General features: G+C 73.6%; 19 protein-coding genes and 2 tRNA genes. 12 read left to right on the top strand and 9 right to left on the bottom strand.

Going from position 1 to position 26103, the window contains the following annotated elements:
* The first annotated feature begins 206 nt into the window (after window positions 1–206).
* Window positions 207–1184, top strand: coding sequence for a LysR family transcriptional regulator (locus ACZ7RU_RS27250; RefSeq protein WP_470343592.1), 978 nt, complete (start codon window positions 207–209; stop codon window positions 1182–1184).
* Here ACZ7RU_RS27250 and ACZ7RU_RS27245 read toward each other — a convergent pair.
* Both ACZ7RU_RS27245 and ACZ7RU_RS27240 read right to left on the bottom strand, forming a co-directional pair.
* Window positions 1181–2425, bottom strand: coding sequence for a low temperature requirement protein A (locus tag ACZ7RU_RS27245; RefSeq protein WP_470343591.1), 1245 nt, complete (start codon window positions 2423–2425; stop codon window positions 1181–1183). The genes ACZ7RU_RS27250 and ACZ7RU_RS27245 overlap by 4 nt on opposite strands.
* Window positions 2426–2933: 508 nt before the next feature.
* Window positions 2934–4637, bottom strand: a complete 1704-nt coding sequence (locus ACZ7RU_RS27240) for an ABC transporter family substrate-binding protein (protein ID WP_470343590.1) — start codon at window positions 4635–4637, stop codon at window positions 2934–2936.
* Between the two features lie 332 nt (window positions 4638–4969).
* On the opposite strand from ACZ7RU_RS27240, the gene ACZ7RU_RS27235 reads away from it, so the two are divergent.
* From ACZ7RU_RS27235 to ACZ7RU_RS27220, 4 genes are all read left to right on the top strand, one after another.
* Window positions 4970–5950 carry an ABC transporter permease gene (locus tag ACZ7RU_RS27235; protein WP_355255418.1) on the top strand — a complete coding sequence of 327 codons (981 nt, stop codon included), beginning with the start codon at window positions 4970–4972 and terminating at the stop codon, window positions 5948–5950.
* Between the two features lie 18 nt (window positions 5951–5968).
* The gene (locus tag ACZ7RU_RS27230; RefSeq protein ID WP_470343589.1) at window positions 5969–6952 is read left to right on the top strand and encodes an ABC transporter permease; all 984 of its coding nucleotides are present in this window, start codon (window positions 5969–5971) and stop codon (window positions 6950–6952) included.
* Complete coding sequence (locus ACZ7RU_RS27225) at window positions 6949–9063, top strand: ABC transporter ATP-binding protein (RefSeq protein ID WP_470343588.1); 2115 nt, start codon at window positions 6949–6951, stop codon at window positions 9061–9063. Before ACZ7RU_RS27230 ends, ACZ7RU_RS27225 begins: the two co-directional genes overlap by 4 nt.
* A gap of 60 nt (window positions 9064–9123) precedes the next feature.
* A tRNA-Lys gene (locus ACZ7RU_RS27220) sits at window positions 9124–9197 on the top strand.
* A gap of 74 nt (window positions 9198–9271) precedes the next feature.
* On the opposite strand, the gene ACZ7RU_RS27215 is transcribed toward ACZ7RU_RS27220, so the two are convergent.
* Both ACZ7RU_RS27215 and ACZ7RU_RS27210 read right to left on the bottom strand, forming a co-directional pair.
* Complete coding sequence (locus tag ACZ7RU_RS27215) at window positions 9272–10156, bottom strand: alpha/beta fold hydrolase (protein ID WP_470343587.1); 885 nt, start codon at window positions 10154–10156, stop codon at window positions 9272–9274.
* Entirely contained in the window at window positions 10153–10980 is an 828-nt protein-coding gene (locus ACZ7RU_RS27210) for a DUF998 domain-containing protein (protein WP_470343586.1), read from the bottom strand. Before ACZ7RU_RS27210 ends, ACZ7RU_RS27215 begins: the two co-directional genes overlap by 4 nt.
* A gap of 122 nt (window positions 10981–11102) precedes the next feature.
* Between ACZ7RU_RS27210 and ACZ7RU_RS27205 the strand changes: the two genes are divergently transcribed.
* The 3 genes from ACZ7RU_RS27205 (at window position 11103) to ACZ7RU_RS27195 (ending at window position 15062) form a co-directional block, all read left to right on the top strand.
* Window positions 11103–11176, top strand: a tRNA-Lys gene (locus tag ACZ7RU_RS27205).
* Between the two features lie 224 nt (window positions 11177–11400).
* The gene (locus tag ACZ7RU_RS27200; RefSeq protein WP_470343585.1) at window positions 11401–13815 is read left to right on the top strand and encodes a transglycosylase domain-containing protein; all 2415 of its coding nucleotides are present in this window, start codon (window positions 11401–11403) and stop codon (window positions 13813–13815) included.
* 185 nt (window positions 13816–14000) lie between these two features.
* On the top strand, window positions 14001–15062 hold the full coding sequence (locus ACZ7RU_RS27195; RefSeq protein ID WP_470343584.1) for an EamA family transporter: 1062 nt from the start codon (window positions 14001–14003) through the stop codon (window positions 15060–15062).
* Here the strand turns inward: ACZ7RU_RS27195 and lepB are convergent.
* Both lepB and ACZ7RU_RS27185 read right to left on the bottom strand, forming a co-directional pair.
* Complete coding sequence (gene lepB / locus ACZ7RU_RS27190; RefSeq protein ID WP_470343583.1) at window positions 15025–15741, bottom strand: signal peptidase I; 717 nt, start codon at window positions 15739–15741, stop codon at window positions 15025–15027. The two genes, ACZ7RU_RS27195 and lepB, sit on opposite strands and share 38 nt — an antisense overlap.
* 307 nt (window positions 15742–16048) lie before the next feature.
* Complete coding sequence (locus tag ACZ7RU_RS27185) at window positions 16049–16384, bottom strand: chorismate mutase (RefSeq protein WP_470343582.1); 336 nt, start codon at window positions 16382–16384, stop codon at window positions 16049–16051.
* A gap of 295 nt (window positions 16385–16679) precedes the next feature.
* On the opposite strand from ACZ7RU_RS27185, the gene ACZ7RU_RS27180 reads away from it, so the two are divergent.
* Together ACZ7RU_RS27180 and ACZ7RU_RS27175 are read left to right on the top strand one after the other, a co-directional pair.
* Window positions 16680–17105 carry an OsmC family protein gene (locus tag ACZ7RU_RS27180; protein WP_470343581.1) on the top strand — a complete coding sequence of 142 codons (426 nt, stop codon included), beginning with the start codon at window positions 16680–16682 and terminating at the stop codon, window positions 17103–17105.
* A 434-nt stretch (window positions 17106–17539) separates the two neighbouring features.
* Window positions 17540–19666 (top strand): putative bifunctional diguanylate cyclase/phosphodiesterase, encoded by a 2127-nt coding sequence (locus tag ACZ7RU_RS27175; RefSeq protein WP_470343580.1) that lies wholly within the window; start codon window positions 17540–17542, stop codon window positions 19664–19666.
* Between the two features lie 186 nt (window positions 19667–19852).
* Here the strand turns inward: ACZ7RU_RS27175 and ACZ7RU_RS27170 are convergent, their stop codons facing one another.
* Entirely contained in the window at window positions 19853–20944 is a 1092-nt protein-coding gene (locus ACZ7RU_RS27170; protein ID WP_470343579.1) for an LLM class flavin-dependent oxidoreductase, read from the bottom strand.
* A gap of 640 nt (window positions 20945–21584) precedes the next feature.
* Here ACZ7RU_RS27170 and ACZ7RU_RS27165 point away from each other — a divergent pair.
* A complete protein-coding gene (locus ACZ7RU_RS27165; protein WP_470343641.1) occupies window positions 21585–22172 on the top strand; it encodes a DedA family protein in 588 nt (195 codons plus the stop codon).
* Window positions 22173–22595: 423 nt separating this feature from the next.
* Entirely contained in the window at window positions 22596–23873 is a 1278-nt protein-coding gene (locus tag ACZ7RU_RS27160; RefSeq protein ID WP_470343578.1) for a polysaccharide deacetylase family protein, read from the top strand.
* Window positions 23874–24037: 164 nt separating this feature from the next.
* Here ACZ7RU_RS27160 and ACZ7RU_RS27155 read toward each other — a convergent pair whose 3' ends face one another.
* Window positions 24038–24943, bottom strand: coding sequence for an alpha/beta fold hydrolase (locus ACZ7RU_RS27155; protein WP_470343577.1), 906 nt, complete (start codon window positions 24941–24943; stop codon window positions 24038–24040).
* Window positions 24940–26025, bottom strand: a complete 1086-nt coding sequence (locus tag ACZ7RU_RS27150) for a branched-chain amino acid ABC transporter permease (protein WP_470343576.1) — start codon at window positions 26023–26025, stop codon at window positions 24940–24942. The genes ACZ7RU_RS27155 and ACZ7RU_RS27150 overlap by 4 nt, the downstream gene beginning before the upstream one ends.
* Between the last annotated feature and the right edge of the window lie 78 nt (window positions 26026–26103).

Below are 26103 nucleotides of genomic sequence, written 5' to 3'. Positions count from 1 at the left end.
TTCGACCCGCCCGGGGCCGTCGGGGATGATGCCAACCGGCGATAGCCCGGCCGCATAGCGGCCCGTTCGGGCCCCGTTCGGGACCCGTTCGCGGCGCGTTCCGCCGGACGGTCGCGCCGCGCTCCGAGCCGGTCGGTCCGTCGGCATGCCTTTGATTGCCTGTCATGTCCTTGGCGAGATAGTGCGGCGGCGATTATGCTCCGGACGTGGAGCTCGACGTGAGACACCTCCGGGTGCTGTGCGCGATCGCCGATACCGGCAGCCTCCGCAAGGCCGCGCTCCAGCTCGGCATGACCCAGCCCTCCCTCACCACTCAGCTGCACCGCATCGAACGGGCCATCGGCGGCACCCTGTTCACCCGCGAGCAGACCGGCAGCCGGCCCACCGCGCTCGGCCACTCGGTGCTCTCCCGGGCCCGGCCGGTGATCACCGAGATGGCCGCCCTGGTGGCCGCCGCCCGCCAGGAGGCGCGGGACGCGGCCGGGGCCGGCCGGCAGCGGCGGCTGCGGATCGGCAGCGTCGGCAACCGGGCGGTCGCGGCCTGGCTGCGCCGGGTGCACGAGCGGCTGCCGGACACCGACACCACCATCCACGTGGACATCTCGGCCAGCGCGCTGCTGCGGATGGTCGCCGCCGACCAGTTGGACGTGGCCTTCGTGCACGAGAGCGAGGGCTTCCCGCTGCGGGTACCGCCGGACGCCGAGCAGCGGGTGCTGATGGCCCGGGAGCCGCAGTTCGTGGCGCTCGCCGCCGGGCACCCGGCCGCCGCCCGGCCGGTCGTCCACCTGGCCGACCTCGCCGAGGACACCTGGATGGTCGACCCGACCGCCGACCACGAGTACGCGGCCATGCGCCGGGTGTTCAGCGAGGCCGGGCTCAACCCCCGGGTGGTGCAGGTGCGGGACAACGCCACCGCCGCCGAGCTGGTCGCCTCCGGCGAAGCCGTCCGCCCCTGCCAGCCGACCTCGCTGCCCGGGCCCGGCACGGTGGTCCGCCCGGTGCACGGGGACCCGCTGGCCGTCCGGCTGCTGTTCACCTGGCGTCCGCGGGTGCTCAGCCCGCCCGCGCTGGACGCGCTGTACGGCGAACTGCGGGCCGCCTACCTGGATCTGGCCAAGGACAACCCGGCCTACCTGGACTGGCTGGCCCGGCACGAGCCGGTGCTGCTGGAGCGGGTCGGCTAGCCGGCGGTCTCCGCGCCGCGGGTCGGCCGGCCCTCCCGCGCCCGCCTGCTCTCCCGGCCGTGGATCAGCACGCCCACCGCCACCATCAGCGCGCAGACCAGGCCCGCCGCGAGCACGCCGGAGTCGCCGAGCGCGGTGCAGGCCAGCACCAGCACGGCCCCGACCGGTGCCAGCGCCTGGGCCACCGCGCCCCGCTTGGTGTGCCGGGAGTGCAGGAACCAGACGGTGGCCAGGTAGAGCGCGGTGGGCACGGTGACCGTCGCGGTGGCGGCGGTCGCGGAGACGTGCGCCTTGTGCACCGCCGACTCCACCGCCACCTCCAGCCCGGCGCCGATCGCCGCCGCCGAGCCGAACACCAGGTAGTGCCCGTAGCCCCAGACCAGCGCCTGCCGGTTGGAGCGCAGGTGCTCGTGGACGGGCCGGGCGAAGTAGATCCACCAGGCCGCGAAGCAGATCAGCAGCCCGCCGACCGCCACCGGCACCAGCCGGCCCAGCCCCTCGTGCTCGTCCACCGCCGACTGCACCGCGACGGTCGCCGCCGCCACCGTCTCGCCGAGCACGATGAGGGTGAACAGCCCGTACCGCTCGGCGATGTGGTGCGGGTGCCAGGAGGTCTGCAGCCGCAGCTCGGCGATCACCGGCACGGCCAGCTCGCACAGCACCCCGACCGGGACGGCGTACGGCCGGGCGCCCTGCGGCAGGAACAGCATCACCACCCAGGCGACCTGGCAGAGCGTGATCCCCGCCGCGTATCCCAGCGCGACCCGGCGTGCCGGGCCGTGTTCGCTGGCGGCCGCGCGCAGCCACTGGGTGACCATCGCCAGCCGCATCACCACGTAGCCGGCGATCGCCAGCGTCAGGTCCTGGGTGGCGAACAGCCGGGGCACCCCGGCGGCGAGGATCAGCACCCCGGCGATCTGCACCAGCGTGGTGACCCGGTACGGCACGTCGTCGACGTCGTACGCGGAGGCGAACCAGGTGAAGTTCATCCAGGCCCACCAGATCGCGAAGAAGGCCAGCGCGTAGCCGCGCAGGCCGTCGCCGTAGTGTCCGGCCGCGAGCGCGTGGGCCAGTTCGCGCCCGGCCTGGCCGACCGCGACCACGAAGCAGAGGTCGAAGAAGAGCTCCAGCGGCGTGGCGACCCGGTGCGGCTCGTGCCGGTCGCGCGGGACCATCCGGCGCACCGGCGGCGGATCGACGGGGTGGCTGCGGGGTGCCGCGGCGGCGGGGTCACTGGCCATCGGTACGGCTCCGGGAGTCGGGGGATCGTCCCGCGCATCCTGGCAGCGCGCCCGGCCCGGCGCACGCACCGGCGCGGCAGGTGTGCGCGCTCGGGCGCGACCGTGTGCACGCTCGGGCTCGGCCGCGTGCACGCTCGGGCGTGCGGCGTGAACCCCGCGCACCCCGGGCCACGAGAGCCCTGAATGTCCCTTTTTTCCTTACCGTCAGCCGCAGTTGACGCTCCGGTGCGCGAACCGGGTGACACCTCGGCGGGTTTCCGGGCGCGCCCCGCGCGCTGCGTCGCGCGCGGGCGGGGCGCCGCTAGATTCTTCCCGGTTGGAAGAGCGCGGGCCCGGCCGGGCCCCACGACACGGGCGGCCTGCGGGCAACGCGGAAGGTCAAGGCGGGTGGCGGGACAGCGGGGGCGGCAGAGCCGATCCTCCCGCGTCCGCGCCACCGGCCTCGTGATCACCGCGCTGCTCGCCAGCGCCTGCCGTGCGGCCCTCCTCGTCGCGGCGGCGGGTACTCCTACTTCTCCCAGCCGATCCTGCTGTAGTCCTCCCCCGCCAGGCCGAAGGCCCCGTAGTTGGCCAGGCCCTTGCGGGTCGCCACCACCTCCGGCCGCTGGTAGAGCTCGACGGTGTGGCCGAGTTCCCAGATCTTCGCGTCCGCCTGGTTGTAGAGCTTCGCGGCCTCCGCCGGGTCGACCGCCCCGGCCGCCTTCTTCAGCAGGTCGTCGATCTCCTGGCTGCCCAGGCGCGAGGGGTTGCTGAAGCTGTTGTCGCCCACCGGCAGCCGGAAGTTGCTCAGGCTCTTGGACAGCGGGAAGGAGTCGGTGTTGCGCCAGCTCGCGATCTCGAACTTGCCCGGGTTCACGTACTTGGTGAAGAAGTCGTTGGCCGGCACCTTGTCCAGGCTGACCTTGGCGCCGGCCGCCTGCCACATCGCCACCGCCGCGGTGGCCAGGTCGATCTGGGCCTGCGGGGTGGAGTCGTTGAGCACCCAGTGCAGCTCCAGCGGTCGGCCGTCCTTGGTGCGCGGCTGACCGCTGCCGGCCTCCTTCCAGCCCGCCTCGTCCAGCAGCTTCTTCGCGGCGGCCAGGTCGAACTTGGCCCACTCGCCGGAGGTGTCCTGGTAGCCGGTCTGGTTGGGCATGAAGATGTGGTTGCCGAGCGGCTTGAACTCCACCGGCACCCCGTTGTTGGCGATCTTGATCAGCGCGGAGCGGTCCAGCGCCCTGCCGAGCGCCTGGCGGACCTTCTGGTCGGCCAGCGCGCCCGAGCCGCCGAAGGAGATGTGCACCTCGTCCCACGGGCTGGCGCTGCGGATCACGGTGTCCTTGGCGTTCTTGAGCTGCCCGTACGCGGTGGCGGTGCCGGCCGCGGCGTAGTCGATCTCGTTGTTCAGGTACGCCTGGGTCGTCGCCGCCTGGGACATCACCCGGAAGGTGATCTTGTCGACCTTGGCCTTGGTGCCCCACCAGGCCGGGTCCGGGACGAGGGTCAGGGTCTGCGCGGTCTTGTCCGCCGTGCCGACCTTCAGCGCGCCCGCGGTGATCGGGATCTTCTCCACCCAGCCCTTGTTGAAGTCGTCCGGGGTGGAGATGCCGGCCGCCGGGATCAGCGGGCGGAAGAGGTTCTGCCAGTCGGCGTACGGCTCGGCGAAGGTGACCTTCACCTCGGTCGGATCGGCGCCCTGCTCGACCGCGGAGATCTGCTCGTAGCCGGACGGGTCGGAGACGTTGTACGCCGGGTCCTTGCCGCTCGCGGCCTGCCAGTCGGCCTTGAAGTCCAGGTAGCCGAGCGGCTTGCCGTCCGACCACTTGGCCTTGGGGTTGAGCCTGTAGGTGACCACCTGCGGCGAGGTCGAGGTGACCTTGGCGTCCACCAGGTAGTCCGGGTTGGGCAGGAAGGTGCCGGCGGCGTCCGTGGTGAAGAGCGAGGGCTCCAGGTTGCGCATGATCGAGACCGCGGAGCCGTAGAAGCCGTCCACCTGTAGCGGGTTCCACTGGGTGATCCACTGGTACAGCGGGAAGCGCACCTCCCCGCCGTCCTTGAGCTGGTCCGACGGCTTGGGGTTGAGGTCGTTGGCGCCCGTGCCCGGCGGTTCGGTCTTGGCCACGTCGCCGGCCGAGCCGCCCCCGCCCGAGGAGCACGCGGTGACCGCCAGCGCGACGGCGACGGCGAGGGCGGTCGCCCGGCCGAGACGGCGGGCCGTGGTGGAAGCGTCCATGAGGGTCCCCCTGGGATTGGTGACGCGAGTTGGGGCGCGCGAGGTGTGACGGGGCTTGAGCGTGGGCAGCCAATTCGGCACCGAGCGAGCAGAACGTAACAGCGGATCAGATCCGCCACCAGGGGGAGGAACGCACACCTGATCCAAAAGTCACACAAGGCAACACGGGCGCAACACCACCTCAGCGACCCGGTGCTTCACTCTGACCAGCGCATTCCCAGATATCGCTTCTCACCCCCCGACTGACGCCCCGACCGGGGCCGGAACGAAGGCCACCACCCGATGCCCACCAGACGCGTCGGCCCCACCCGCACCGCGACGGGCGGCCGTTGATGCTCCGCTACCTGGCGAAGCGGCTGAGCTACTACGCGGTGCTGCTGATCGCCGCCGTCTTCCTGGCGTACGCGATCTCCGCGACCGCCCTCCAGCCGCGCACCTACTTCGACGCCAAGGTCCCCCGCCCGGCCGCCGAATCGGTCGAACGCCAGCTCACCGCGCTCAACCTGAACGACCGCACCCCGGTCGTCGAACGCTTCGGCCACTGGGCCGGCGGGCTGCTCCACGGCGACCTCGGCCGGACCATCCACGACACCCCGGTCACCGACGACTTCGGCCGCCGGGTCTGGGTCTCGCTGCGACTGTTGCTGATCGGCAGCCTGCTCGGCATGGTCCTCGGCGTCGCGGCCGGGGCCTGGAGCGCCGTGCGCCAGTACCGGCTCTCCGACCGGCTGCTCACCGTGCTGTCCTTCGTGCTGCTCTCCACCCCGGTCTTCCTGGTCGCGCTGTTCCTCAAGAACGGCGCCATCGCCGCCAAGGACGCGGCCGGCCACGACGTCATCCCGTTCACCGGCTACGAGACCCCCGGGCTCACCGGCGGACTCGGCACCCACCTCGCCGACTGGGCACTGCACCTGCTGCTGCCCACCATCTCGCTGGCCCTCGGCGGCCTCGCCACCTACAGCCGCTACCAGCGCGGCACCATGCTCGACGTGCTCGGCTCCGACTACCTGCGCACCGCCGAGGCCAAGGGGCTCACCCGCCGGCAGGCGCTGCTCCGGCACGGACTGCGCACCGCGGTGATCCCGATGTCGACCATGTTCGCCTACAGCTTCCTGGGCATCTTCACCGGCGCGATCTTCACCGAGACGATCTTCGGCTGGCACGGCATGGGCGAGTGGCTGATCCAGTCGATCAACGAACAGGACGTCAACTCCGTGGTCGCCGTCAACCTGTTCACCGCCGTCGTCGTCCTCGCCTCCGGCTTCCTCGCCGACACCCTGCACGCCGCCCTCGACCCGCGCGTGCGGTCCTGACCGGAGGCGATCCCCACCATGACCACCACCGTCGCCGACTCCCCCGCCCCGGCCGCCGCCCCCCGGGCCTCCGGCCGCGGACGACTCGTCCTCGGCCGGCTGCTCGCCGCCCGCGGCGCCGTCGCCGGGGCCGTCGCCGTCCTGCTGCTGTTCGCGCTCGCCTTCGGCGGCCCCTACCTCACCCCCTGGGACTACGCCGCCCCGGACTTCTCCGCGCTGCACCAACCCCCTTCCGCCGAGCACTGGTTCGGCACCAACGGGGTCGGCCAGGACGTCTTCGCCCAGACCGTCCGCGGGCTGCAGAAGTCGCTGGTCATCGGCCTGCTGGTGGCGCTGTTCTCCACCGTGCTGGCCTCCCTGGTCGGCGCCTGCGCCGGCTACTTCGGCGGCTGGGCCGACCGGAGCCTGATGTTCCTGGTCGACCTGCTGCTGGTCTTCCCCTCCTTCCTGATCATCACCATCGTCTCGGGCCGGCTGAAGAGCGCCGGCTGGATCGCCTTCGTGCTGCTGCTCGCGCTGTTCAACTGGATGATCACCGCCCGGGTGGTCCGCTCGATGACCATCTCGCTGCGCGAGCGCGAGTTCGTCCGCGCCGCACGGTTCATGGGCGTACGACCGCTGCGGATCATCAGCCGGCACATCCTGCCGAACGTCGCCTCCTTCCTCATCATCGACGCCACCATCGCGGTCGGCGGCGCCGTGATGAGCGAGACCGCGCTCTCCTACTTCGGCTTCGGGGTCAAGGCCCCGGACGTCTCGCTCGGCACCCTGCTCGCCGCCGGGACCAGCGAGGCCCCGGTGTTCCCCTGGCTGTTCTACTTCGCCGCCGGGCTGCTGGTGGTCTTCGTCCTCGCCGTCAACCTGATCGGGGACGGGCTGCGCGACGCCCTCGACCCCACCTCCGGGGCGGCGCCCCGCCGTTCGCGGTCCGTCCGCCGTTCCCCTCGCACCCGTCGCCCCGTCAGCAGTCCCCGTGCCGCCAGCCGTAGGAAGCGCCCGTGACCACCGTCGTCGAAACCCCGCTGCTCACCGTCCGGGACCTGCGGGTGGACTTCGCCGGGCCCGACGGCCCGGTCCCCGCCGTCCGCGGGGTGGACCTCACCCTGCGGCGCGGCGAGACCCTCGGCATCGTCGGCGAGTCCGGCTCCGGGAAGTCCGTCACCGCGCTGTCCGTGCTCGGGCTGCTGCCCGGCACGGCGAGCGTCAGCGGCTCGGTGCGGCTGGACGGCCGGGAACTGGTCGGGCTACCGGGCCGGGAGCTCGCCGCGATCCGCGGCCGCCGGATCGCCATGGTCTTCCAGGACCCGCTCTCCGCCTTCACCCCGGTCTACCGGATCGGCGACCAGATCGCCGAGGCGGTCCGGATCCACCAGCGGGTGGACAGGGCCACCGCGCGCCGCCGGGCCGCCGAACTCCTCGACCTGGTCGGCATCCCGGCGCCCGACCGGGCCCTGGACAGCTTCCCGCACGAGTTCTCCGGCGGCATGCGCCAGCGCGCGATGATCGCCATGGCGGTCGCCAACGAGCCCGACATCCTGCTCGCCGACGAACCCACCACCGCGCTCGACGTCACCATCCAGGCCCAGGTGCTGGACGTGCTGCGCACCGCCCGGCGGGAGACCGGCGCGGCCCTCGTCCTGGTCAGCCACGACCTCGGGGTGATCGCCGGGACGGCCGACCGGGTCGCGGTGATGTACGCCGGCCGGGTGGTCGAGACGGCCGGGGTGGACGAGCTGTTCGCGGCCCCGCGCCACCCCTACTCGCTCGGCCTGATCGGCGCGCTGCCCCGGCTGGACGGGCGCGGCGGCCCGCTGGTGCCGATCCCCGGCGCCCCGGCGCCGATGGCCGAACTGCCCCCGGGCTGCCCGTTCGCGGCCCGCTGCCCGCTGGCGGAGGAGCGCTGCACCACGGCCGAGCCCGCCCTGGAAGGGGCGGGCGGGGAAGCGGCGGACGGGGAAGGCGCGGACGGTCACCTGGCGGCGTGCGTACGGTCGGCCGAGCTCGCCGAGCGGCGGCCCGCGCCGGCCGAGGTCTACCCCGTCCCGGAGCTGCCCACCGCCACCGGCCCCGACGACCGCTCCGCCCGGCCCCCGGTGCTGTCGGTGAGCGGGCTCGGAAAGACGTTCCCGCTCCTCAAGGGCACGGTGTTCAAGCGCAAGGTCGGCGAGGTGTACGCGGTGGACGGCGTCGACCTGGACCTGCGGGAGGGCGAGACCCTCGGCCTGGTCGGCGAGTCCGGCTCCGGCAAGTCCACCACCCTCTTCGAACTGCTGCGGCTCGGTGCCCCGGAGACCGGCCGGATCGAACTGCTCGGCCGGGACACCGCCGCGCTCACCCGGGCCGAGGCCCACCGGCTCCGCGCCCAGGTGCAGATCGTCTTCCAGGACCCGATGGCCAGCCTCGACCCCCGGATGCCGGTCGGCGACATCGTCGCCGAACCGCTGCTCGCCCAGCGCACCCCGCGCGAGGAGATCGCCCGCCGGATACCCGAGCTGCTGCGCCAGGTCGGCCTCGACCCGGAGCACGCCGTCCGCTACCCGCACCAGTTCTCCGGCGGCCAGCGCCAGCGCGTCTCGATCGCCCGGGCGCTCGCCGTCCGGCCCAAGCTGCTGGTGCTGGACGAACCGGTCTCCGCGCTGGACGTCTCCATCCAGGCCGGGGTGCTCAACCTGCTCCAGACGCTCAAGGCCGAACTGGGCCTGTCCTACCTCTTCGTCTCGCACGACCTCTCGGTGATCCGCCACCTCGCCGACCGGGTCAGCGTGATGTACCTCGGCCGGACGGTCGAGCAGGGCGAGGTCTCCGCCGTCTTCGACCGCCCCCGCCACCCGTACACCCGCGCCCTGCTCTCCGCCGTCCCGCTCCCCGACCCCGGCGCCGAGCGCGCCCGCGACCGCATCCTGCTGGCCGGCGACCCGCCTGCGCCCACCGAGCGCCGCACCGGTTGCGTCTTCCGCACCCGCTGCCCCCGGTACGCCGGGCTCACGGCCCCGGCCGACCGGACCCGCTGCGAGCAGGAGCGGCCGGCCCTGGTCGGCGGCGCGCCGGGGGCGGACCACCAGGCGGCCTGCCACCACCCGGAGCCGACGGCCGACGACGGCCACGTAAGGTAACCACTCGAACACGATTCGGTGGATCGGCTCGGCGCCGTGTAAAGTCTTCGACGTCAGCAGGCGCCGCTAGCTCAGTTGGTTAGAGCAGCTGACTCTTAATCAGCGGGTCCGGGGTTCGAGTCCCTGGCGGCGCACATGGCAAGGTCTCAGGCCGTCCACTCCGGTGGGCGGCCTGAGGCGTTTCCGGGGCCCAGGGGCCGGGGCCCGGTCAGCGGGTGTCGAGCACGGCCGAGGCCACCGCGTCCGGGCGGTCGAACATCACCAGGTGCCCGGCCGGGGCGGTGGTGCGGAAGTCCGCCCCGAGCAGCGCCGCCAGCTCCCGCTGCCGGGCCAGCCAGTCCTCGGTGCGCCGGGTCCGGCAGCCGTCGTCGGCGGCCAGCACGGTGATCGGCAGGTCCTCGGCCAGCGGCCGGGTGCGCCGCAGCTCGTCCAGCTCGGCGGCCGTGTCGAGGTAGCGACCGTTCTCCCGCAGCAGCGCGCGCAGGGCCCGCCCGGTGCGGTAGCAGCGCCGGACCAGCGGCGCCGGGGCGAGGTCCTCGCGGCGGACGGTGGACAGCCGGGCGGTGGTCCGGCGGACGGCCGGGCCGAGCAGGTAGGGCACGGCGAGGGCGGTGGCGGCCCCGGCCACCGCCCTCGCCACCAGGTCGCGCGCCGCCGGCGCCGGGTACGGCCGGACCGCCGCCTCCACGCTGCCGTCCACCAGCACCAGCCCGGCGGTCCGCTCGGGGTGCAGCCGGGCGAAGGCCTCGACGTGGAAGCCCGCGAGCGAGTGGCCCACCACGGTGCAGGGCGCGCGCAGCCCGAGGCCGTCCAGCACCGCCCGGATGCGCCCGGCCTCGCCGGCCGCCGTCGGAGCGGGCCGCCCGGCGGCGGGCTCGGCGGCGCTCAGCCCGTAGCCGGGACGGTCGAAGCGGACCACGGTGCGGTACGGCGCGAGGAAGGGGACGACCAGGTCCCAGTCGAACCAGCTGCTGCCGAGGCCGCCGGAGAGCAGGCAGGGCGGACCGTCGCCCTCGACGCGGACGTGCAGCGGGACGCCGTCGACGCGCAGGAAGCGCGTCCGGCCGCCGGCCTCCGTCCCGGGAGCGCTCATGCCGGCCTCCGGCCCGGCTGCGGCTCGGACGGGCCGTACTGCTCGTTGCCGCCCTGGCCGGACTGCCCGGCGCCGTCCGCGCCGGGCGGGTCCGGGCGAGCGGAGCGGGCGACGCCCAGGGCCAGCAGGCCGAGCCAGAGCGCGACCAGCAGCACCTGCAACCGCTGCCCGGCCCCGAGCGCCCAGGTGCCGCGTCCGGCCTGGAAGGCGGCGATCGAGGCGAGGCTCCAGCCGGTGGCGAGCAGCTCCGCGCCCAGCAGCCAGGGCCCGAACCGGCGCACCGGCGTCCACCAGTGGTAGCGCCGGGCGGCCACGGTGAGCGAGACCAGCGCGGTGAGCGCCCCGGCCGTGGCGAGGCTGCTGGTGACGGCGTGAGCGGTGTGGGTGGCGGGGACCAGCCCGGCGGTCTCCCGGGCGGCGCACATCTCGTCGCTGGTGGGGGTGCAGCTGAGCGGCAGCCGGGAGTCGGCGGCGGTCGCGGCGCCGAACAGGGCCAGCGCTGACCAGCCGGCCAGCGCCCAGCGGTGCCGCCGGGAGGCCCCGGCCCGGCCGGTGGCGAGGGCGGTGCCGGCGGCGGCGAGCAGGCAGAGCCCGGCGGCCAGGTCGGTGGCCCGGAACAGGCCGCCCAGCGGCTGGTCCTCGGCGGCGAGTTCGCTGATGTACGCCTGCACCGGGTCGAGTCCGGTGCTCAGTACGACCTCCAGGACCCAGGCGGTGTACGCCACGGCGCTGAGCAGCAGCAGGGCGGCGACCGTCGTCCGCGCGGCGCGGTCTCCCGACCTGCCGGGTCGCGCTCGTGGGTGTCCTGGCTGGGGGCTGGGCACCGTTCCACCCTAACCAGCGGCGAACTCCGGCCCAACCGGAAGGAAAGGGACGGATCGGGCGGCGGTCGCCGCGATGGTCGGGGGCACCCCTCGGAAGCGTGTATTGTTTTCCAGGTCAGCAGGCGCCGCTAGCTCAGTTGGTTAGAGCAGCTGACTCTTAATCAGCGGGTCCGGGGTTCGAGTCCCTGGCGGCGCACAGACAGTTGGGGAGTCTCTCGCAGCAGCGAGAGGCTCCCCGATTTTTTGGCCTCCGACGTCCGTTTTGCGTGTGATGTCGGTCTCGATTGGCGATCCGCCGGAGCCATCCGGCCCGTTCTGCTCGTCCAGGGCAGTAAAACCGGAATCGGGACAAAGGTCCCCAACCGCCGATGTCCCCGTCCGTGCAGGCTGCCCCGGTGCGCCCGCAGGAAAGGCCGCGCTTTGTCCAGAAACGCCCAGAGCGGCCGTCGCTCGCCGTCGATCAGCCTCCGCCCGGTCAAGCGGCTCAAGCGCACCCCCGGCCCGGCCGGCGGGTCCGGCGGGTCCGGCGGGTCCGGCGGCAAGAAGTCGCGCCGCCCCAAGCGCACCGGCTGGCGCCGCCTGATACCCACCTGGCGGATGACCCTGCTCGGCGCCGGCTCGGCGCTGCTGCTCGGCATCGGCCTGTTCGCGCTGGGGATCGCCCTGGTGAAGGTGCCGGACGCGCACGCCGCCGCGACCGCCCAGAGCAACACCTGGCTCTACTCGGACGGTTCGGTGCTCACCCGCACCGGCCAGACCAACCGGCAGAACGTCACCCTGGACAAGGTCTCCCCGGCCGCCCAGCACGCCGCACTGGCCGCCGAGGACCGGAACTTCTACGGCGAGGGCGCGGTCAACGTCCAGGGCCTGGCCCGGGCCGCGATCAACACCGCCAAGGGCCAGGGCACCCAGGGCGGCTCCACCATCACCCAGCAGTACGTGAAGAACACGTACCTGAACCAGAAGCAGTCGATCACCCGCAAGGTGAAGGAACTGTTCATCGCCATCAAGGTGGACGCCACCGAGAGCAAGGACGACATCCTCTCCGGCTACCTGAACACCTCCTACTACGGCCGCGGCGCCTACGGCATCCAGGCCGCCTCCCAGGCGTACTTCGGCGTCGACGCGTCCGCCCTCGACGCCGCCCAGGGCGCCTACCTGGCCACCCTGCTGAACGCGCCGAGCGCCTACGACGTGGCCACCGCCACCGCGGCGGGCAAGCAGAACGCCGTCAACCGCTGGAACTACGTACTCGACGGCATGGTCAAGGAGGGCTGGCTCCCCGCGGAGGAGCGGGCGAGGACCGCCTTCCCCGAGGTCCGGGACCCGCAGCCCAACCCGGGCCTGTCCGGCCAGGCCGGCTACCTGGTCGACGCGGCCACCCAGTACCTCACCTCCAGCGGGGTGATCAGCGAGACCGAGCTGGCCAAGGGTGGCTACACGGTCAAGCTGAGCATCGACCCCTCCCGTCAGCAGGCCCTCCAGGACTCCGTCCAGGCCCAGCTGCACGACACCCTGAACCCGGACAAGCGGAAGAAGGACGCGGCCGCCCAGGCCGGCGCCGCCTCGGTGGACCCGAAGACCGGCGCGGTCGTCGCCCTGTACGGCGGCGTCGACTACGTGAAGCACTACGTCGACAACGCCACCCGGCGCGACTACCAGGCCGGCTCGACCTTCAAGGCGATCGCGCTGGCCGCCGCCTTCGAGAACGAGGCCAAGACCCAGGACGGCCGCACCGTCACGCCGCGCACGGTCTACGACGGCACCAGCGGCCGGAAGGTCCGCGGCGGCAAGGGCACCCCGTACGCGCCGCCGAACGAGGGCGACAGGAGTTACGGCCAGATCAGCCTCCAGCAGGCCACCGACTGGTCGGTCAACTCGGCGTTCGCGCAGCTCGCGCAGGACACCGGGCTGCAGAAGGTCAAGGACACCGCCATCGCGATGGGCCTGCCCGGCAACACCCCGGGCCTCGACCCGGTGCCGTCCATCCCGCTGGGCGCGGCCACCCCGAGCGTGCTCGACATGGCGGGCGTGTACGCCACGCTGGACAACGGCGGCAAGCAGATCACCCCGTGGCTGGTGCAGTCGGTGGACCGCGAGGGCGAGAACGTCGCGCTGCCCGCGCACAGGACCACCCAGGCGATCAGCGAGGACACCGCCAACCAGGTCACCTCGATGCTCCAGGGCGTGGTGAGCGACCCGGGCGGCACCGGCTGGCGGGCGAAAGCACTGGGTCGTCCGGCGGCGGGCAAGACCGGTACCACCGACGACCAGAAGTCGGTCTGGTTCGTGGGCTACACCCCCGAGCTGGTCACCTCGGTCGCCCTGTTCGGCCAGGACCCGGCCAACGGCTCCCAGGTCAGCCTGAGCGGCGTCGGCGGCATCGACGGCGCGGCGGGCGGCCAGTACCCGGCCCAGATCTGGACCAGCTACATGAAGGCCGCGCTCAAGGGCCAGCCGGTCGGCGACTTCCCGACCCCGGCCGCCGGCGACTCCTCGGGCGCCACCGACCTGCCGACCGCCCCGAGCACGCCGAGCAGCGCCCCGTCGACGGGCGCCCCCACCGGCGCGCCGAGCACCGGCCCCACCACGACGCCGGGCGACGGCTCGGGCTCGACCCCGTCGGGCGGCACCGACGGCGGCGCGACCACCGCGCCGACGGCACCGCCGACCACGCAGCCGACCACCCAGCCCACCCGGCCGCCCCGGCCCACCTCGAAGCCGACGCCGACCGCCCCGCCGACGACGGCCCCGACCACGCAGCCGACCACCCAGCCCACGGGCGGGACGGACGCGCTCGCGGGGGCGGGTGCCTCGTCGGGCTCCGGGGGCTGACGGGCGGGGGCTGGTCGGGAGCCGGTTCTCGTGGCCGGGTCCTCGGGGCCGGGTCCTCGGGAGTGGGTCCTCGAGAGTGGGTTTCCCGGGGCCGGGTGAGTGCGCCACTCCGCACAGTTGCGGGCAGGACCAACTGACGGAATGGCGCCTTACCCGATCACTCGTGTGACTGTCACAATGCGGCGGTGCACAGATCAACGGCCTCGCCCACCCTCCCGTCGGGCAGAACCCTCGGCCTCGGCCTGGCGCTGGTCTCCGCCTTCGCCTTCGGCGGCTCCGGCACCGCGGCCAAGCCGCTGATAGAGGCCGGACTCTCCCCGCTGCACGTGGTGTGGCTCCGGGTCACCGGAGCGGCGGTGGCACTCCTCCCGGTCGCCTACCGGCACCGGCACGCCGTACTGCGCCGCCCCGGCCTGCTGCTCGGCTTCGGCCTGCTCGCCGTGGCGGGCGTCCAGGCCTGCTACTTCGCGGCGATCTCCCGCATCCCGGTCGGCGTCGCCCTGCTCATCGAGTACCTCGGACCGCCGCTGCTGATCGGCTACGTCAAGTTCGTCCAGCGCAAGCCGATCACCCGCGGCGCGGCCGTCGGCGCCGGCGTCGCGGTGGCCGGGCTGGCCTGCGTGGTCGAGGTCTGGAACGGTCTGGGCTTCGACGCCCTGGGCGTGCTGTTCGCCCTCGGCGCGGCCGTCTGCCAGGTCGGCTACTTCGTGCTCGCCGACGCCGGCCGGCACGGTGACCGCCCGGTCGACCCGCTCGCCGTCAGCGCGTTCGGGCTGCTCGTCGGCGCCGTGCTGCTCACCGCCCTCGCCCGGCCGTGGCAGGCCGACTGGGGCCTGCTCGGCGGGTCGGTGGTGATGAACGGGCACTCCCTGCCCGCGTTCCTCCCGGCCGCGTGGATGGTCCTGATCGCGACCGTGCTCGCCTACCTGACCGGCGTGATCTCGGTCGGCTACCTCTCGCCGCCGATCGCCGGAGTGGTCGCCAACCTGGAGGCCGTGGTCGCCACCGTGACGGCCTGGGTGCTGCTCGGCGAGCACCTCGGGCTGCCGCAGATCGCGGGCGGCCTGCTGGTGCTGACCGGCGCCTTCGCGGCGCAGGCGAGCAAGCCCGCGGAGGCGGGCGCGGGTTCGGGGAACGACGGGGCCGGAGGCGCCGACCCCCGGGACGCCGAAGCCGGGGCCCGTGACCGGGTGGCCGCCGAGCGTGGGGTCAGCGGCCGGTCCAGCCGAACCAGTCGAGGTGATTGAGCGGCCACACGACGGCCGACACCGGGCCGACCACGTTGTCCACCGGCACGGCGCCGCCGCCCGGGCCGTGCTGGTGGTACCGGGAGTCCGCGGAGTCGCTGCGGTGGTCGCCCTCGACCCAGACGTAGCCCGAGGGCACCTTCACCGGCCCGAAGTCCAGCCCGGCGCAGGAGTCGTCCCCGGGGTGGAGGTACGGCTCGTCGACCTTCCGTCCGTCGACGGACAGCGTGGTGCCCTGGCACTGCACGGTCTGGCCACCGGTCGCGATGACCCGCTTGACCAGGTAGTTGTCGTCCTTCGGCGGCACCAGGCCGACGAAGCCGAGCACCGAGCCCACGGCGTTGGTGACCGGGTTGGGGTCGGTGGGCTGCGGCGGCAGCCAGCCCCCCGGGTCCTTGAACACCACCGGCTGCCCCGGCTCCGGCTCCCAGCCGGTCAGCGGCGCGAGCTTGTTCACGCCGACCCGGTCGCCGATCCGCAGGGTGTTCTCCATCGAGCCGGACGGGATGGTGAACACCTGGAACAGACAGGTCTTGATCAGCAGCGCGACCACCAGGCCGACCGCCACCATCAACGGCAGCTCGATCCACCACGGCCGGGCGCGGCGGCCCGAGCGGCGGGCCTTGCGACCGCGCGAACCGCGAGCCCGGCGACGGGCCTCGGCGCGGCCGCCGGACACCCCGTGAGCGTTCGACGCGGAGTCGCCGGGAGCTCCGGCTCCACTGGGCGTTTCGGGCAGGTTCACCGCCATCGTCGCTGCTCCACCTCTCCGGCTGGGGAAGTCTGCACGCTACGCCAACCGTGGAGCCTGACGAAATCGGTCATTTAGCCGCCACCGACATCACCGGGCGACCCGGGGCCGCCCGGGGAGCCGGCCCTTGGGCCGTTCGTGACCGCCCGGAGCCGGGCCCCGGGCCGGCGGCTCGCGGCTCGCGTCTCTCGACCGGCGGCCCGGGCCGCCGGTGCAGGGCCGCCGGCGCCGGGTCTCAGGAGCGGGCGATGGCCTCGTGGTGGCGGATGACCTCGGCGATGATGAAGGTCAGGAACTTCTCCGCGAAGACCGGGTCCAGCTTCGCCCCCGCCGCCAGCTCCCGCAGCCGCTTGATCTGGTCCCGCTCGCGCGCCGGGTCGGCCGGCGGCAGCTTGTGCTCCGCCTTGAGCCGGCCGACCCGCTGGGTCGCCTTGAAGCGCTCGGCCAGCATGTGGACCACCGCGGCGTCGATGTTGTCGATGCTCTCGCGCAGGCTGGTCAGCTCGGCCCGTACGGCGTCGTCGATCCCCTCGGTCAGGCCGGTGTCGGGGGTCGTGGAGTGGTCCGTCATCGGGGCGGCTCCCGGTGTCTGCGGTGGGCGCCCGACCGTACGGCGGCCGGGCTCGGGCCCGGGCAAATCTAACAGGGCCCCGCTCGGGCCCCGCACCGTCGGACGGAACCGTCCACGATCCGGACAGCGGGCCGGGACCGGCGGACGGCACCGTACTCCGCCCGACCGGCCACGCGTGAAGCACCGGACCGCGCGGCGTGACGCACCGGACCGGGGAGGGATCTGCCCGTAGGCTGGGGCGTGCACGACCGGACGTGACCGCTCGAACACTCCCTCAACACTGGAGGAACCGACCGTGGCAACCACCCGCACCGCCCGTACGGCCTGGGAGGGCGACCTCGTCGCCGGTCAGGGCCAGGTGGCCTTCGAATCGTCCGGGATCGGCACGTTCCCGGTGTCCTGGCCGTCCCGCGCCGAGCAGGCCAACGGCAGGACCAGCCCGGAGGAGCTCATCGCCGGCGCTCACTCGGCGTGCTTCTCGATGGCCCTCTCGCACGGCCTGACCGGCGCCGGCACCCCGCCCACCAAGTTGGACACCCGGGCCGACGTCACCTTCCAGCCGGGGACGGGCATCACCGGCATCCACCTGACCGTCGTCGGCGAGGTCCCCGGGCTGGACGAGGCGGGCTTCGTGAAGGCCGCCGAGGACGCCAAGGCCAACTGCCCGGTCAGCCAGGCCCTGACCGGCACCACCATCACCCTCTCGGCCTCGCTGGCCTGAGCCGCGCCTCACCCCCTTCTTCCCCTTCTCTTCTTTTCCCCTCTCCGGCACCGCTTCCGGACCCGTCCGTCCCCCGGCTCCCGGCCCGCTCCGCTCCACTTCCGGCGCGCGACCGGCGCCCAGGGGCGCGGCTTCGGCGCACACGCCCCCGGTGCACATCATGTGATGTGCACCGGGGGCGTCTGCACGTACCACCATTCATGATCACAAAGCGGGCGAATCACCCTGGCGGCGGTCACCGCGCGTTGCCGTCGCGGCCTATGATCGGCCGCAGCGCCCTGTCCTTCCGGTGGGTCCCCGCGCGCCGGCGCCCCACGACGGGCGGCCCGTAGCGGACCGACTCCGAGGACCACGACAGAGTGCGGAGCCGACCGCCGGGTCCCGACTGGCCGGCCGGACCATCGTCAAGCGTCAGCAGCGGACGGGAGCATGCCGTGCCGGGCCAGAACGAGGGGGCCGACGCACACCACCCGGGCGTGCGGCACGAGGGATCACCGCGCCACCGCCACCTCGCCTCGCCGGTCCTGGGACCGGCCACCGGATCCGCCACCGGACCGGGCACCGGGACCGCGGGGGCCGTCACCGCCCGCAGCGCCTGCGGCACGCTCCCGGAGCCGGAACCGCTGCTCTGCCCCACCTGTTCGGCCCCCCTCACCGCCGACGCCCACCGGGGCCGGGCCCTCACCGCCGACGACACCGGCTGGGCGGACGGCGGCACCGGCCGGGCGGACGGCGGCACCGGCCGGGAGCGCGACGGCACCGACCGGCTGCTGGCCGCACTGCGGGCCAGCGAGTCCCGGTTCCGGGCCGCCTTCTGCGACGCCGTCATCGGCATGGCCCTGATCGACGCCGAGGACCGGATCATCGAGGTCAACCCCGCCTTCGCCACCCTGATCGGCCGGAGCGTCGGCGACCTGGTCCGCACCCACCTGCACGAGATCATCGACCCGGAGGGCATGCCGGACCGGCTCTTCTCCGAACTCGTCCACGGGGAGCGGGAACGGTTCCGCGTGGAGAAGCAGCTCAAGCACCGCGAGGGCCACACCGTCTGGAGCAAGGTCACCGTCTCGCTGATCCGGGACGGCGCCGGGGTGCCGCTCTACACCCTCGCGCTGGTGGAGGACATCACCGAGCAGCGCCGGCTCGGCGACCGGCTGGAGTACCAGGCCCTGCACGACCCGCTGACCCGGCTGCCCAACCGCGCCTACTTCTTCGAGCGGCTCGACGCCGCCTGCCTCGCCCCGGCCGACGGGCCGGTCCCGGCCGAGACCCCGGACGAACGCCGGGTCGGGGTCTGCTACCTGGACCTGGACGGCTTCGCGGCGATCAACGAGGCGCTCGGCCACCACATCGGCGACCAGCTGCTGATCGCCGTCGCCACCCGGCTGCGGCACGGGTTCGAGGGCCGCGACACCCATCTGGTGGCCCGGATGGGCGGCGACGAGTTCGCCGTCCTGGTCACCGACAGCCTGGGCATCGAGCAGCTGACCGAGCTGGCCGACCGGATCCTGGAGATGCTGGAACGTCCCTTCGACGTCGCCGGGCACCGGCTGGTGATCACCGCCAGCGTGGGCGTGGTCGAGCGGTCCGTGCACGAGACCACCCCGACCGACCTGGTCAAGGACGCCGACGCCACGCTCTACTGGTCCAAGGCCGACGGCCGCGCCCGCTGGACCCTCTACGACCCGGACCGCGGCGCCCACCAGCTCACCCGGCAGCTGCTCGCCACCGCGCTGCGCCCGGCCCTGGAGCGCGGCGAGTTCACCATCGAGTACCAGCCACTGGTCGGGCTGGCCGACGGCACCGTGCACGGCGCGGAGGCGCTGGTCCGCTGGCGCCACCCCCGCTACGGGACGCTCTCCCCGGACCGTTTCATCCCGCTCGCCGAGGAGACCGGCGCGATCGTGCCGCTCGGGACCTGGGTGCTGGAGGAGTCCTGCCGGCAGGCCCGGCAGTGGCTCGCCGAGTTCCCCGAGACCGAGACCTTCGTGAGCGTCAACCTGGCCGCCCGCCAGATCTGGGACTCCGACATCGTCGCCGACGTCGCCCGGGCCCTCGACCGCACCGGCCTGCCGGCCCGGCTCCTCCAGCTGGAGATCACCGAGAGCGCCCTGCTCGGCCCCGGCGGCCGCCCCCTCCAGGCCCTCCAGGCGCTCGCCGACATGGGCGTGCGGATCGCGATCGACGACTTCGGCACCGGCTACTCCAACCTGGCCTACCTCTCCCGGCTGCCGGTGCACGTGCTCAAGCTGGACGGCACCTTCATCGAGGGCTTCCGCGAGCCCGCCCCGGCGGACCGCCCCGGTCGGCCGGAGCTCGGCTCCCGCCGCAGCGACGCGGACGAGCAGATCGTCGGCGCGATGGTGCAGCTCGCCCACACCCTCGGCCTGACCGTCACCGCGGAGGGCATCGAGAGCGCCGCCCAGGCCGAGCGCCTGCGACTGACCGGCTGCGACACCGCCCAGGGCTGGTACTTCGCCCGCCCCGGCGAGGCCGAGCTGGTCGCGGCCATACTCCGCGAGGGCCGCCCCGCCCTCGACGGCGGCGGCCGCCGGGGCTGAGGCGACGCAGCCGGGTGTCGGGTCGGGCCGCGGCGGGACCGGCGGCCGGGCACGTGGTCGCCGTCACGGCGTCCCGGTCAGGCCGTTCCGGTCGGTTCGTTCCGGTCGGTTCGTTCCCGTCAGGCCGTTCCTGTCGCGCCGTTCCTGTCAGGCCGTCGGCGGGAGGCTGTCGCCGGGGCGCCACCGTCACGCGGCCGCCGTCAGGCCGTACGCCTCGGCGATCAGGCCGTACGAGCGGAGGCGGGCCTCGTGGCCGTGGATGTGCGAGGTGACCATCAGCTCGTCCACGCCGGTCCGCTTGCGCAGCGCCTCCAGCCCGTCGGCGACCCGGCCCGGGTCCCCGAGCACGACGTTGTCGAGCCAGCTGTCGATGAAGTCCGCCTCGACCAGGCTGTACGGGTACTGCTCGGCCTCCTCCGGGGTGGGGATCGGGCCGGGGTTGCCGCGCCGCAGGCGGAGCATGCCGAGGGCGGCGGAGCGGGCCAGGCGCCGCGCCGAGGACTCGTCGTCGGCGGCGACCGCGCTCACGCCGATCAGCGAGTACGGCTCGGCGAGCACGGCGGAGGGGCGGAAGGACGACCGGTAGAGGTCCAGCGCCGGGAGGGTGTTGGCGCTGCTGAAGTGGTGGGCGAAGGCGAACGGGAGGCCGAGGCGACCGGCCAGCTGGGCGCTGAAGCCGGAGGAGCCGAGCAGCCAGACCGGCGGGCGGTTCTCCCCCTTGGGGACGGCCGTCAACCGGGCGTACGGGTGGCCGTCCGGGAAGTCCCCGTCGAGGAAGTGGGTCAGCTCGGCGAGCTGCTGCGGGAAGTCGTCCGCGCCCTCGGTGAGGCCGCGGCGCAGCGCCCGGGCGGTGGCCGGGTCGGTGCCGGGGGCGCGGCCGAGCCCGAGGTCGATCCGGCCGGGGTGCAGGGCCTCCAGCAGGCCGAACTGCTCGGCGATGGCCAGCGGGGCGTGGTTGGGGAGCATGACGCCGCCGGAGCCGAGCCGCAGCGTCGTGGTGTTGGCCCCGAGGTGGGCGAGCAGGACGGCGGGGGTGGAGCTGGCCACCCCGGGCATGCCGTGGTGCTCGGCCACCCAGAAGCGGTGGTAGCCCCACTGCTCGGCCCGGCGGGCCAGCTCGGTGGTGGCGGCGAGGGCCTCGGCGGGGGTGTGGCCGACGCCGACGGTGGCCAGGTCGAGGATCGAGAGCGGAGCGGGTGCCGCTCCCCGGGTGGTGCCCCGGATCGCCGCGTCGGCCGTCGGCCCGGTCGCGTGCTCCTGCTGGTCCTCGGTGGTCATCCCGTCCGCCCTCCTGGCTGCCGTCCTTGAGCCGGCTGTCATGGGTGACCGCGCGGACCCGGGTGGCCCGCCGGTCGCTGTCGCCGAGCAGCGTCAACCACGGCCGGCGGCTCGCTGTTCCCGCCTCCGGGGTGTCGTCCGGCCGGGGTCCAGTCGGGTTTCGGCCATTCGGCACGGAACTCCGACCGGACGTCCGGCTGACGCAGAGCCAGCGGGCGAACACGGCTGGCGACTTCCCGCCAGCGCCGGAAGTCGCCAGCGCCAGGTCTCGCGGCAGCGGGCGGGGGTCCGGCAGGCTGGGACCAGGAGCGGGTCGCCGGAGCGGGACCCGCACTCCACCAGCAAGATCGTCGGGCTGGACCAGTACCGGACGATCACTGCGAGCCCTCGGCGCGGCACCCCGCCCCGGGGGCTCGTTCCAGTTGCGGCGGCCCTCCGCCGCCGGGGCGGCCCGCCGCACGGCCGGTCGCACGACCGGCTCGGCCGCACGGTTCGCCGCACGGGAGCGCAGCCGGAATCAGCAGCCGTGATCCATGCCATACCGGGGTGCTTCATGGCATGAAAAGTCGAGGCGCTAGCGTTGACCCCTGCAGCCACCTGCTCCCCCGGGCGGCGTGGAGGGAGTAGGGCCTTGAACTTCGTGGTGGCGATCGGATCCTCGTGGATCTGCGCGCTGGCGATCGTCGCCGTGCTCGGGGACGCCCTCCTGCCGTTCATCCCCAGCGGAACGCTGGTCATCCTGGCCGTGCTCAAGACGTCGCAGATCAACGGTGCCCCCCTGATGCTCGGACTGGGCGTGGCGCTGGCCTCCTTCCTGGGCGACCTCCTGCTGCTCAACCTGGCCCGGCGCGGCGCCCCGGTGCTGCACCGCCGGCTCGCCCGGCGTCCGAAACTGGCGGCCAGTGTGACCCGGGTCCAACAGGCCCTGGTCGAACGCCCCCACGGCGCGGCCGCCGCGATGGTGGTGATCGCGCGGTTCGTCCCGGCCGGGCGGACCGTCCTCGACCTGGCCATCGGCCACTCCCCCACCCATCCGCACCGGTTCCTGCACTGGTCGGCACTGGCTGCGCTGGTCTGGGCCGCCTACATCGTGACGCTGGGCTGGCTGAACAGCCACTGGTTCAACACCGCCTGGCTGAGCCTGGTGGTCTCCTGCGCGGCAGCCACCGCCATCAGCACCGCGATCGCGCGCATGGTGCGTCGCACCCGGCGGCTCGCCGCACTCTGACGGTCCGACCGCCGGCCGTCCCCTCCCGGCCGGGCCGCCCGTCCCGCTCCGGCCGTCCCGCTCCGGTCGGCGCGCCCCATAGCGGGCTTCGGGCCTGCCCGGCCCGGCAAGGGGCAAAAGTTTTCCCAAAAGGGCGACCAACCGGGCCGAACGCTGACGAAGTCCGCTGGGGAGCGGGCTGCCCGGCGGTACCGTACTGACCGGGCCGCACGGGGTGGACAGCGTCACAGGACGGCAACAGTCGACGCATCTCCGCAGCCCAGCCGGATGCGTCAAGCGTGTTGAGAGTCGTCAGTGCTCGACGACCTTGGTGGCCGTTGCGGCGACATGACATGCTAACGGCGGAATATTCATCAATTGCCCGATTTGACCGGTGCGGCTGCGGACCGCCCTCATCACCGGTATCGGCACCCAGGGGAGACCATGACCAGCATCTCGCGCAGGACTGTGCTCAGTGCGACCGCTGCGACCGCGGCCCTCGGCGCGGTCGCGGCCTGTTCCAGCGGCGGATCCGGTTCCGGCCAGGGCTCCGCCTCCCCCGGCCCCGGCGGCACGAGCACCCCCCAGAGCGGCACCGGCGACCCCACCCAGACGGCGGTGCCCAAGGGCACCCCGATCGGCGACGGCTCCAACGCGGACACCGGCCCGCAGCCGAACCAGCCCAAGCCCGAGAAGCTCAAGCCGGGCGAGCGGCCGCCGCAGTTCGTGGTCTTCTCCTGGGACGGCGCCGGCGGCACCGAGGACGGCCAGTTCCCCCGCTTCCTGAAGCTGGCGGAGCAGCACAAGGCCACGATGACCTTCTTCCTCTCGGGCATCTACGCCCTGCCCAAGGGCAAGGCCGACCTGTACCACCCGCCGAAGCACTCGGTCGGCGCCTCCGACATCCCGTACCTGTCGGACGGCGCGGTGAAGAGCACCCTCAAGCTCATCAGCCAGGCCTGGCTGGCCGGGCACGAGATCGGCACCCACTTCAACGGGCACTTCTGCTCCAGCCGTCCGGACAAGAACGGGGTCAACGTGTGGACCCCGGAGGACTGGCAGAGCGAGATCGACCAGGCGATCGGCTTCGTCACCCAGTGGCGGACCAACACCGGTTTCACCGACGTCGACCCGCTCCCCTTCGACTACAAGAAGGAGCTCATCGGCGGCCGCACCCCGTGCCTGGAGGGCCAGAAGGCGCTGCTGCCGACCATCGCCAAGCTGGGCTGGAAGTACGACGCCAGCTCCTCGGGCGGCCTCCAGATATGGCCGCAGAAGGTGCAGGACGGCAAGGTCTGGGACTTCCCGCTGCAGTCCATCCCGTTCCCCGGGCGCAACTTCCAGGTCCTGTCGATGGACTACAACATCCTGGCCAACCAGTCCAAGGGCAGCACCAAGGGCGACCCGGCCATGTACGGCGAGTGGCGCACCCAGGCCGCGAACTCCTACCTGGCGGGCTTCGAGCGCGCGTACAACAGCAACCGCGCGCCGTTCTTCATCGGCAACCACTTCGAGCAGTGGAACGGCGGCATCTACATGGACGCCGTCGAGGAGACCCTCAAGGCCGTCGCCGGCAAGCCCGACGTCCGGCTGGTCTCCTTCAAGCAGCTGGTCGAGTGGCTGGAGGTGCAGGACCAGTCCACCCTGCGCAAGCTGCGCTCGCTCAACGTCGGCCAGGCGCCGGCGGGCGGCTGGGAGAGCTTCCTCGGCACGGCCGGCTGACGCACCGGGCCGATCCGGACCCACTGAGTGACACGTCGGACTGACACGCCGGACTGACACGCCGAAGGGCGGAGGGCCGAAGCGCCGGCGGCCGGCGGGGCTCGAACCCCGCCGGCCGCCGCCGTCCAGGACGGATCCCTGGCCGGTGACCCGGCACGGCACGGCTATCCGACGGTGAGGGTGTCCGCCAGCAGGATGCGGACGATGCGGTCCGCCCCGGCCTCGCCCCAGAGGATCGAGTAGTGGTTGGTGTCCGGCACCGGCGCGGCGGTCACCTTCTCCGGGTCCAGCCCGGCCAGCCCGATCCGCCCGTGGTCGTAGAGGCCCTGCGGCTCGTCGAGCAGGCCGCGCTCGGCCCAGAGCAGGTCGGCCGGGCAGGGCAGCCGGTGCACGGCGGCGGCCGCGTCCTCGTCCAGCAGGACCTGGGCGCCGTCGGTCTGCACGGCCTCCAGCACGCAGGAGGAACGCAGTTCGGGCTCCACGCCGACGAGGTCGCGCTGGGTGTAGGCGTCGATCCCCTCGGTCCACTCGCCGGCGAAGGCGGGGTGCCCGCGCCAGAACTCCCGATAGGCGTCCCGGTCCGGGAAGGTGGTGGACAGCCGGGCCAGCGCCGGGCCGAGCACCGCCGCCAGGGCCTCCTCCTCGCGGACGCCCTGCGGCAGCGGGAAGGTCACCGCCCCGTCGACCAGCAGGACGCGCCGGACCAGCTCGGGGTGCCGGACGGCGGCCAGGGCGGTGACCCAGGCCCCCATCGAGTGACCGACCACCATGACGGGCCCCGAGCCGAGGGCGCCGATCAGCGCGGCCACGTCGTCGGCGTGCCGGGCCAGCCCGTACGGTCCGGCGACCGAGCGGCTGGCGCCGCGGCCGCGCAGGTCGGGCGCGACCAGGGTGACCCGGCCGGCCAGCCGGCGGGCGACCTCGTACCAGGCGAGGCCGTTGGCGGTGATGCCGTGCACCGCCACGACCGTCGGGGCCCGCGGGTCGTCGGCCGGCCAGCGCAGGACGGCCAGGTCCCCACCGGGCACGGGGACGGTCGACTCCTCGGGCTTCAGCGGCGACTGGCTCACGCGGGGGTACCTCCGGTGGGGTGGGCGGCTCCGAGGCCGGCCGGCGCCGGAGCGGAACGGGCGGATCGGCCGGCACGGATGCGGGCAGGCAGTCTAGCCAGGCCGCCGGGCAGCAGGTAGACCACGGCGACGAACAGGGCGCCCAGCAGGAACAGGGGTTGGGACAGCGGCGCGCGCAGCGCCGCCGGCAGGTCGGCGACGGTCGACGAGTTGGCGAGGTCGCCGAGCCGGTGGCCCGCCCAGGTGTACAGGACACCGCCGAGCAGCGGCCCCCAGCGGGTGCCGGACCCGCCGAGGACGACCATGACCAGGAGCGCGAGCGTGGCGTCCGAGGTGGCGGCCTGCGGGGTGGCGCCGCCGGTCAGCAGCAGGTAGACCACCCCGCCCAGTCCGGCGAGCCCGCCGGCCAGCACGAAGGCGACCAGCTTGTGGCCGTACGGCCGCAGCCCGAGCACCTCGACCCGGCGCTCGTTCTCCTTGATGCCCTCCCAGACCCGTCCCATCGGCGACTTGACGGCCCAGTGGACCGCGGCGACCGTCAGCACCAGGTAGCCGACGGCGATCCAGTAGAGGTTGGCGGTGTTCTCGATCCCGAGCAGCCCGTCGGGCAGCAGGTCGGCCGGGGCGGAGCGGCCCTCCTCGCCGCCGGTGACTCCACCGGGGTTGCGCTGGACGAGGATCGAGCCGGCCTGGGCGAAGGCCAGGGTGACCATGGAGAAGCCGATGCCGGTGACCCGCAGGCTGACCGAGCCGAGCAGCAGGGCCAGCAGCACGGAGCAGGCGACACCGAACACCGCGGCGGCGGCGAACGGCAGTCGCAGCTCCAGCATGCCGAGGTCGGTGGCGTAGAGGCCGGTGGCGAAGTAGAGCGCGTGGCCGAAGGAGAGCAGTCCGGTCCGACCGAGCAGGAGGTCGTAGCCGGTGGCGAGGGCCCCGTAGAGCAGGCACAGGGCGAGCAGTTGGAGGCTTCCGGGGCTGCCGAGCGGGCCGTCGAGCAGTCCCGGGACGGGAAGCGCACTGTATGGGGCGACAAGGAGCGTGATCAGCAGAGCGATCGGCCACCAGCGTAGCGCTCTGTGCACGACTGTCCAGCGATTAGTGACCGGATCACCTGTTCGAGGGATGGCGCCGGACCCGGCCTTGTGCTCACAATGGGTCTC

The sequence above is a fragment of the Kitasatospora sp. NPDC114501 genome (genome assembly GCF_055633695.1).
The sequence above is the reverse complement of the archived record's forward strand: the minus strand, read 5'-3'. Positions and strand labels throughout refer to the sequence as shown.

Bases quoted from the DNA above. Each gene is read 5' to 3' on its own strand.
- ACZ7RU_RS27240 (WP_470343590.1), bottom strand. From the start codon at position 4,637: ATGGACGCTTCCACCACGGCCCGCCGTCTCGGCCGGGCGACCGCCCTC.
- ACZ7RU_RS27215 (WP_470343587.1), bottom strand. From the start codon at position 10,156: ATGAGCGCTCCCGGGACGGAGGCCGGCGGCCGGACGCGCTTCCTGCGC.
- ACZ7RU_RS27235 (WP_355255418.1), top strand. From the start codon at position 4,970: ATGCTCCGCTACCTGGCGAAGCGGCTGAGCTACTACGCGGTGCTGCTG.
- ACZ7RU_RS27245 (WP_470343591.1), bottom strand. From the start codon at position 2,425: ATGGCCAGTGACCCCGCCGCCGCGGCACCCCGCAGCCACCCCGTCGAT.
- ACZ7RU_RS27170 (WP_470343579.1), bottom strand. From the start codon at position 20,944: ATGACCACCGAGGACCAGCAGGAGCACGCGACCGGGCCGACGGCCGAC.
- ACZ7RU_RS27160 (WP_470343578.1), top strand. From the start codon at position 22,596: ATGACCAGCATCTCGCGCAGGACTGTGCTCAGTGCGACCGCTGCGACC.
- ACZ7RU_RS27230 (WP_470343589.1), top strand. From the start codon at position 5,969: ATGACCACCACCGTCGCCGACTCCCCCGCCCCGGCCGCCGCCCCCCGG.
- ACZ7RU_RS27185 (WP_470343582.1), bottom strand. From the start codon at position 16,384: ATGACGGACCACTCCACGACCCCCGACACCGGCCTGACCGAGGGGATC.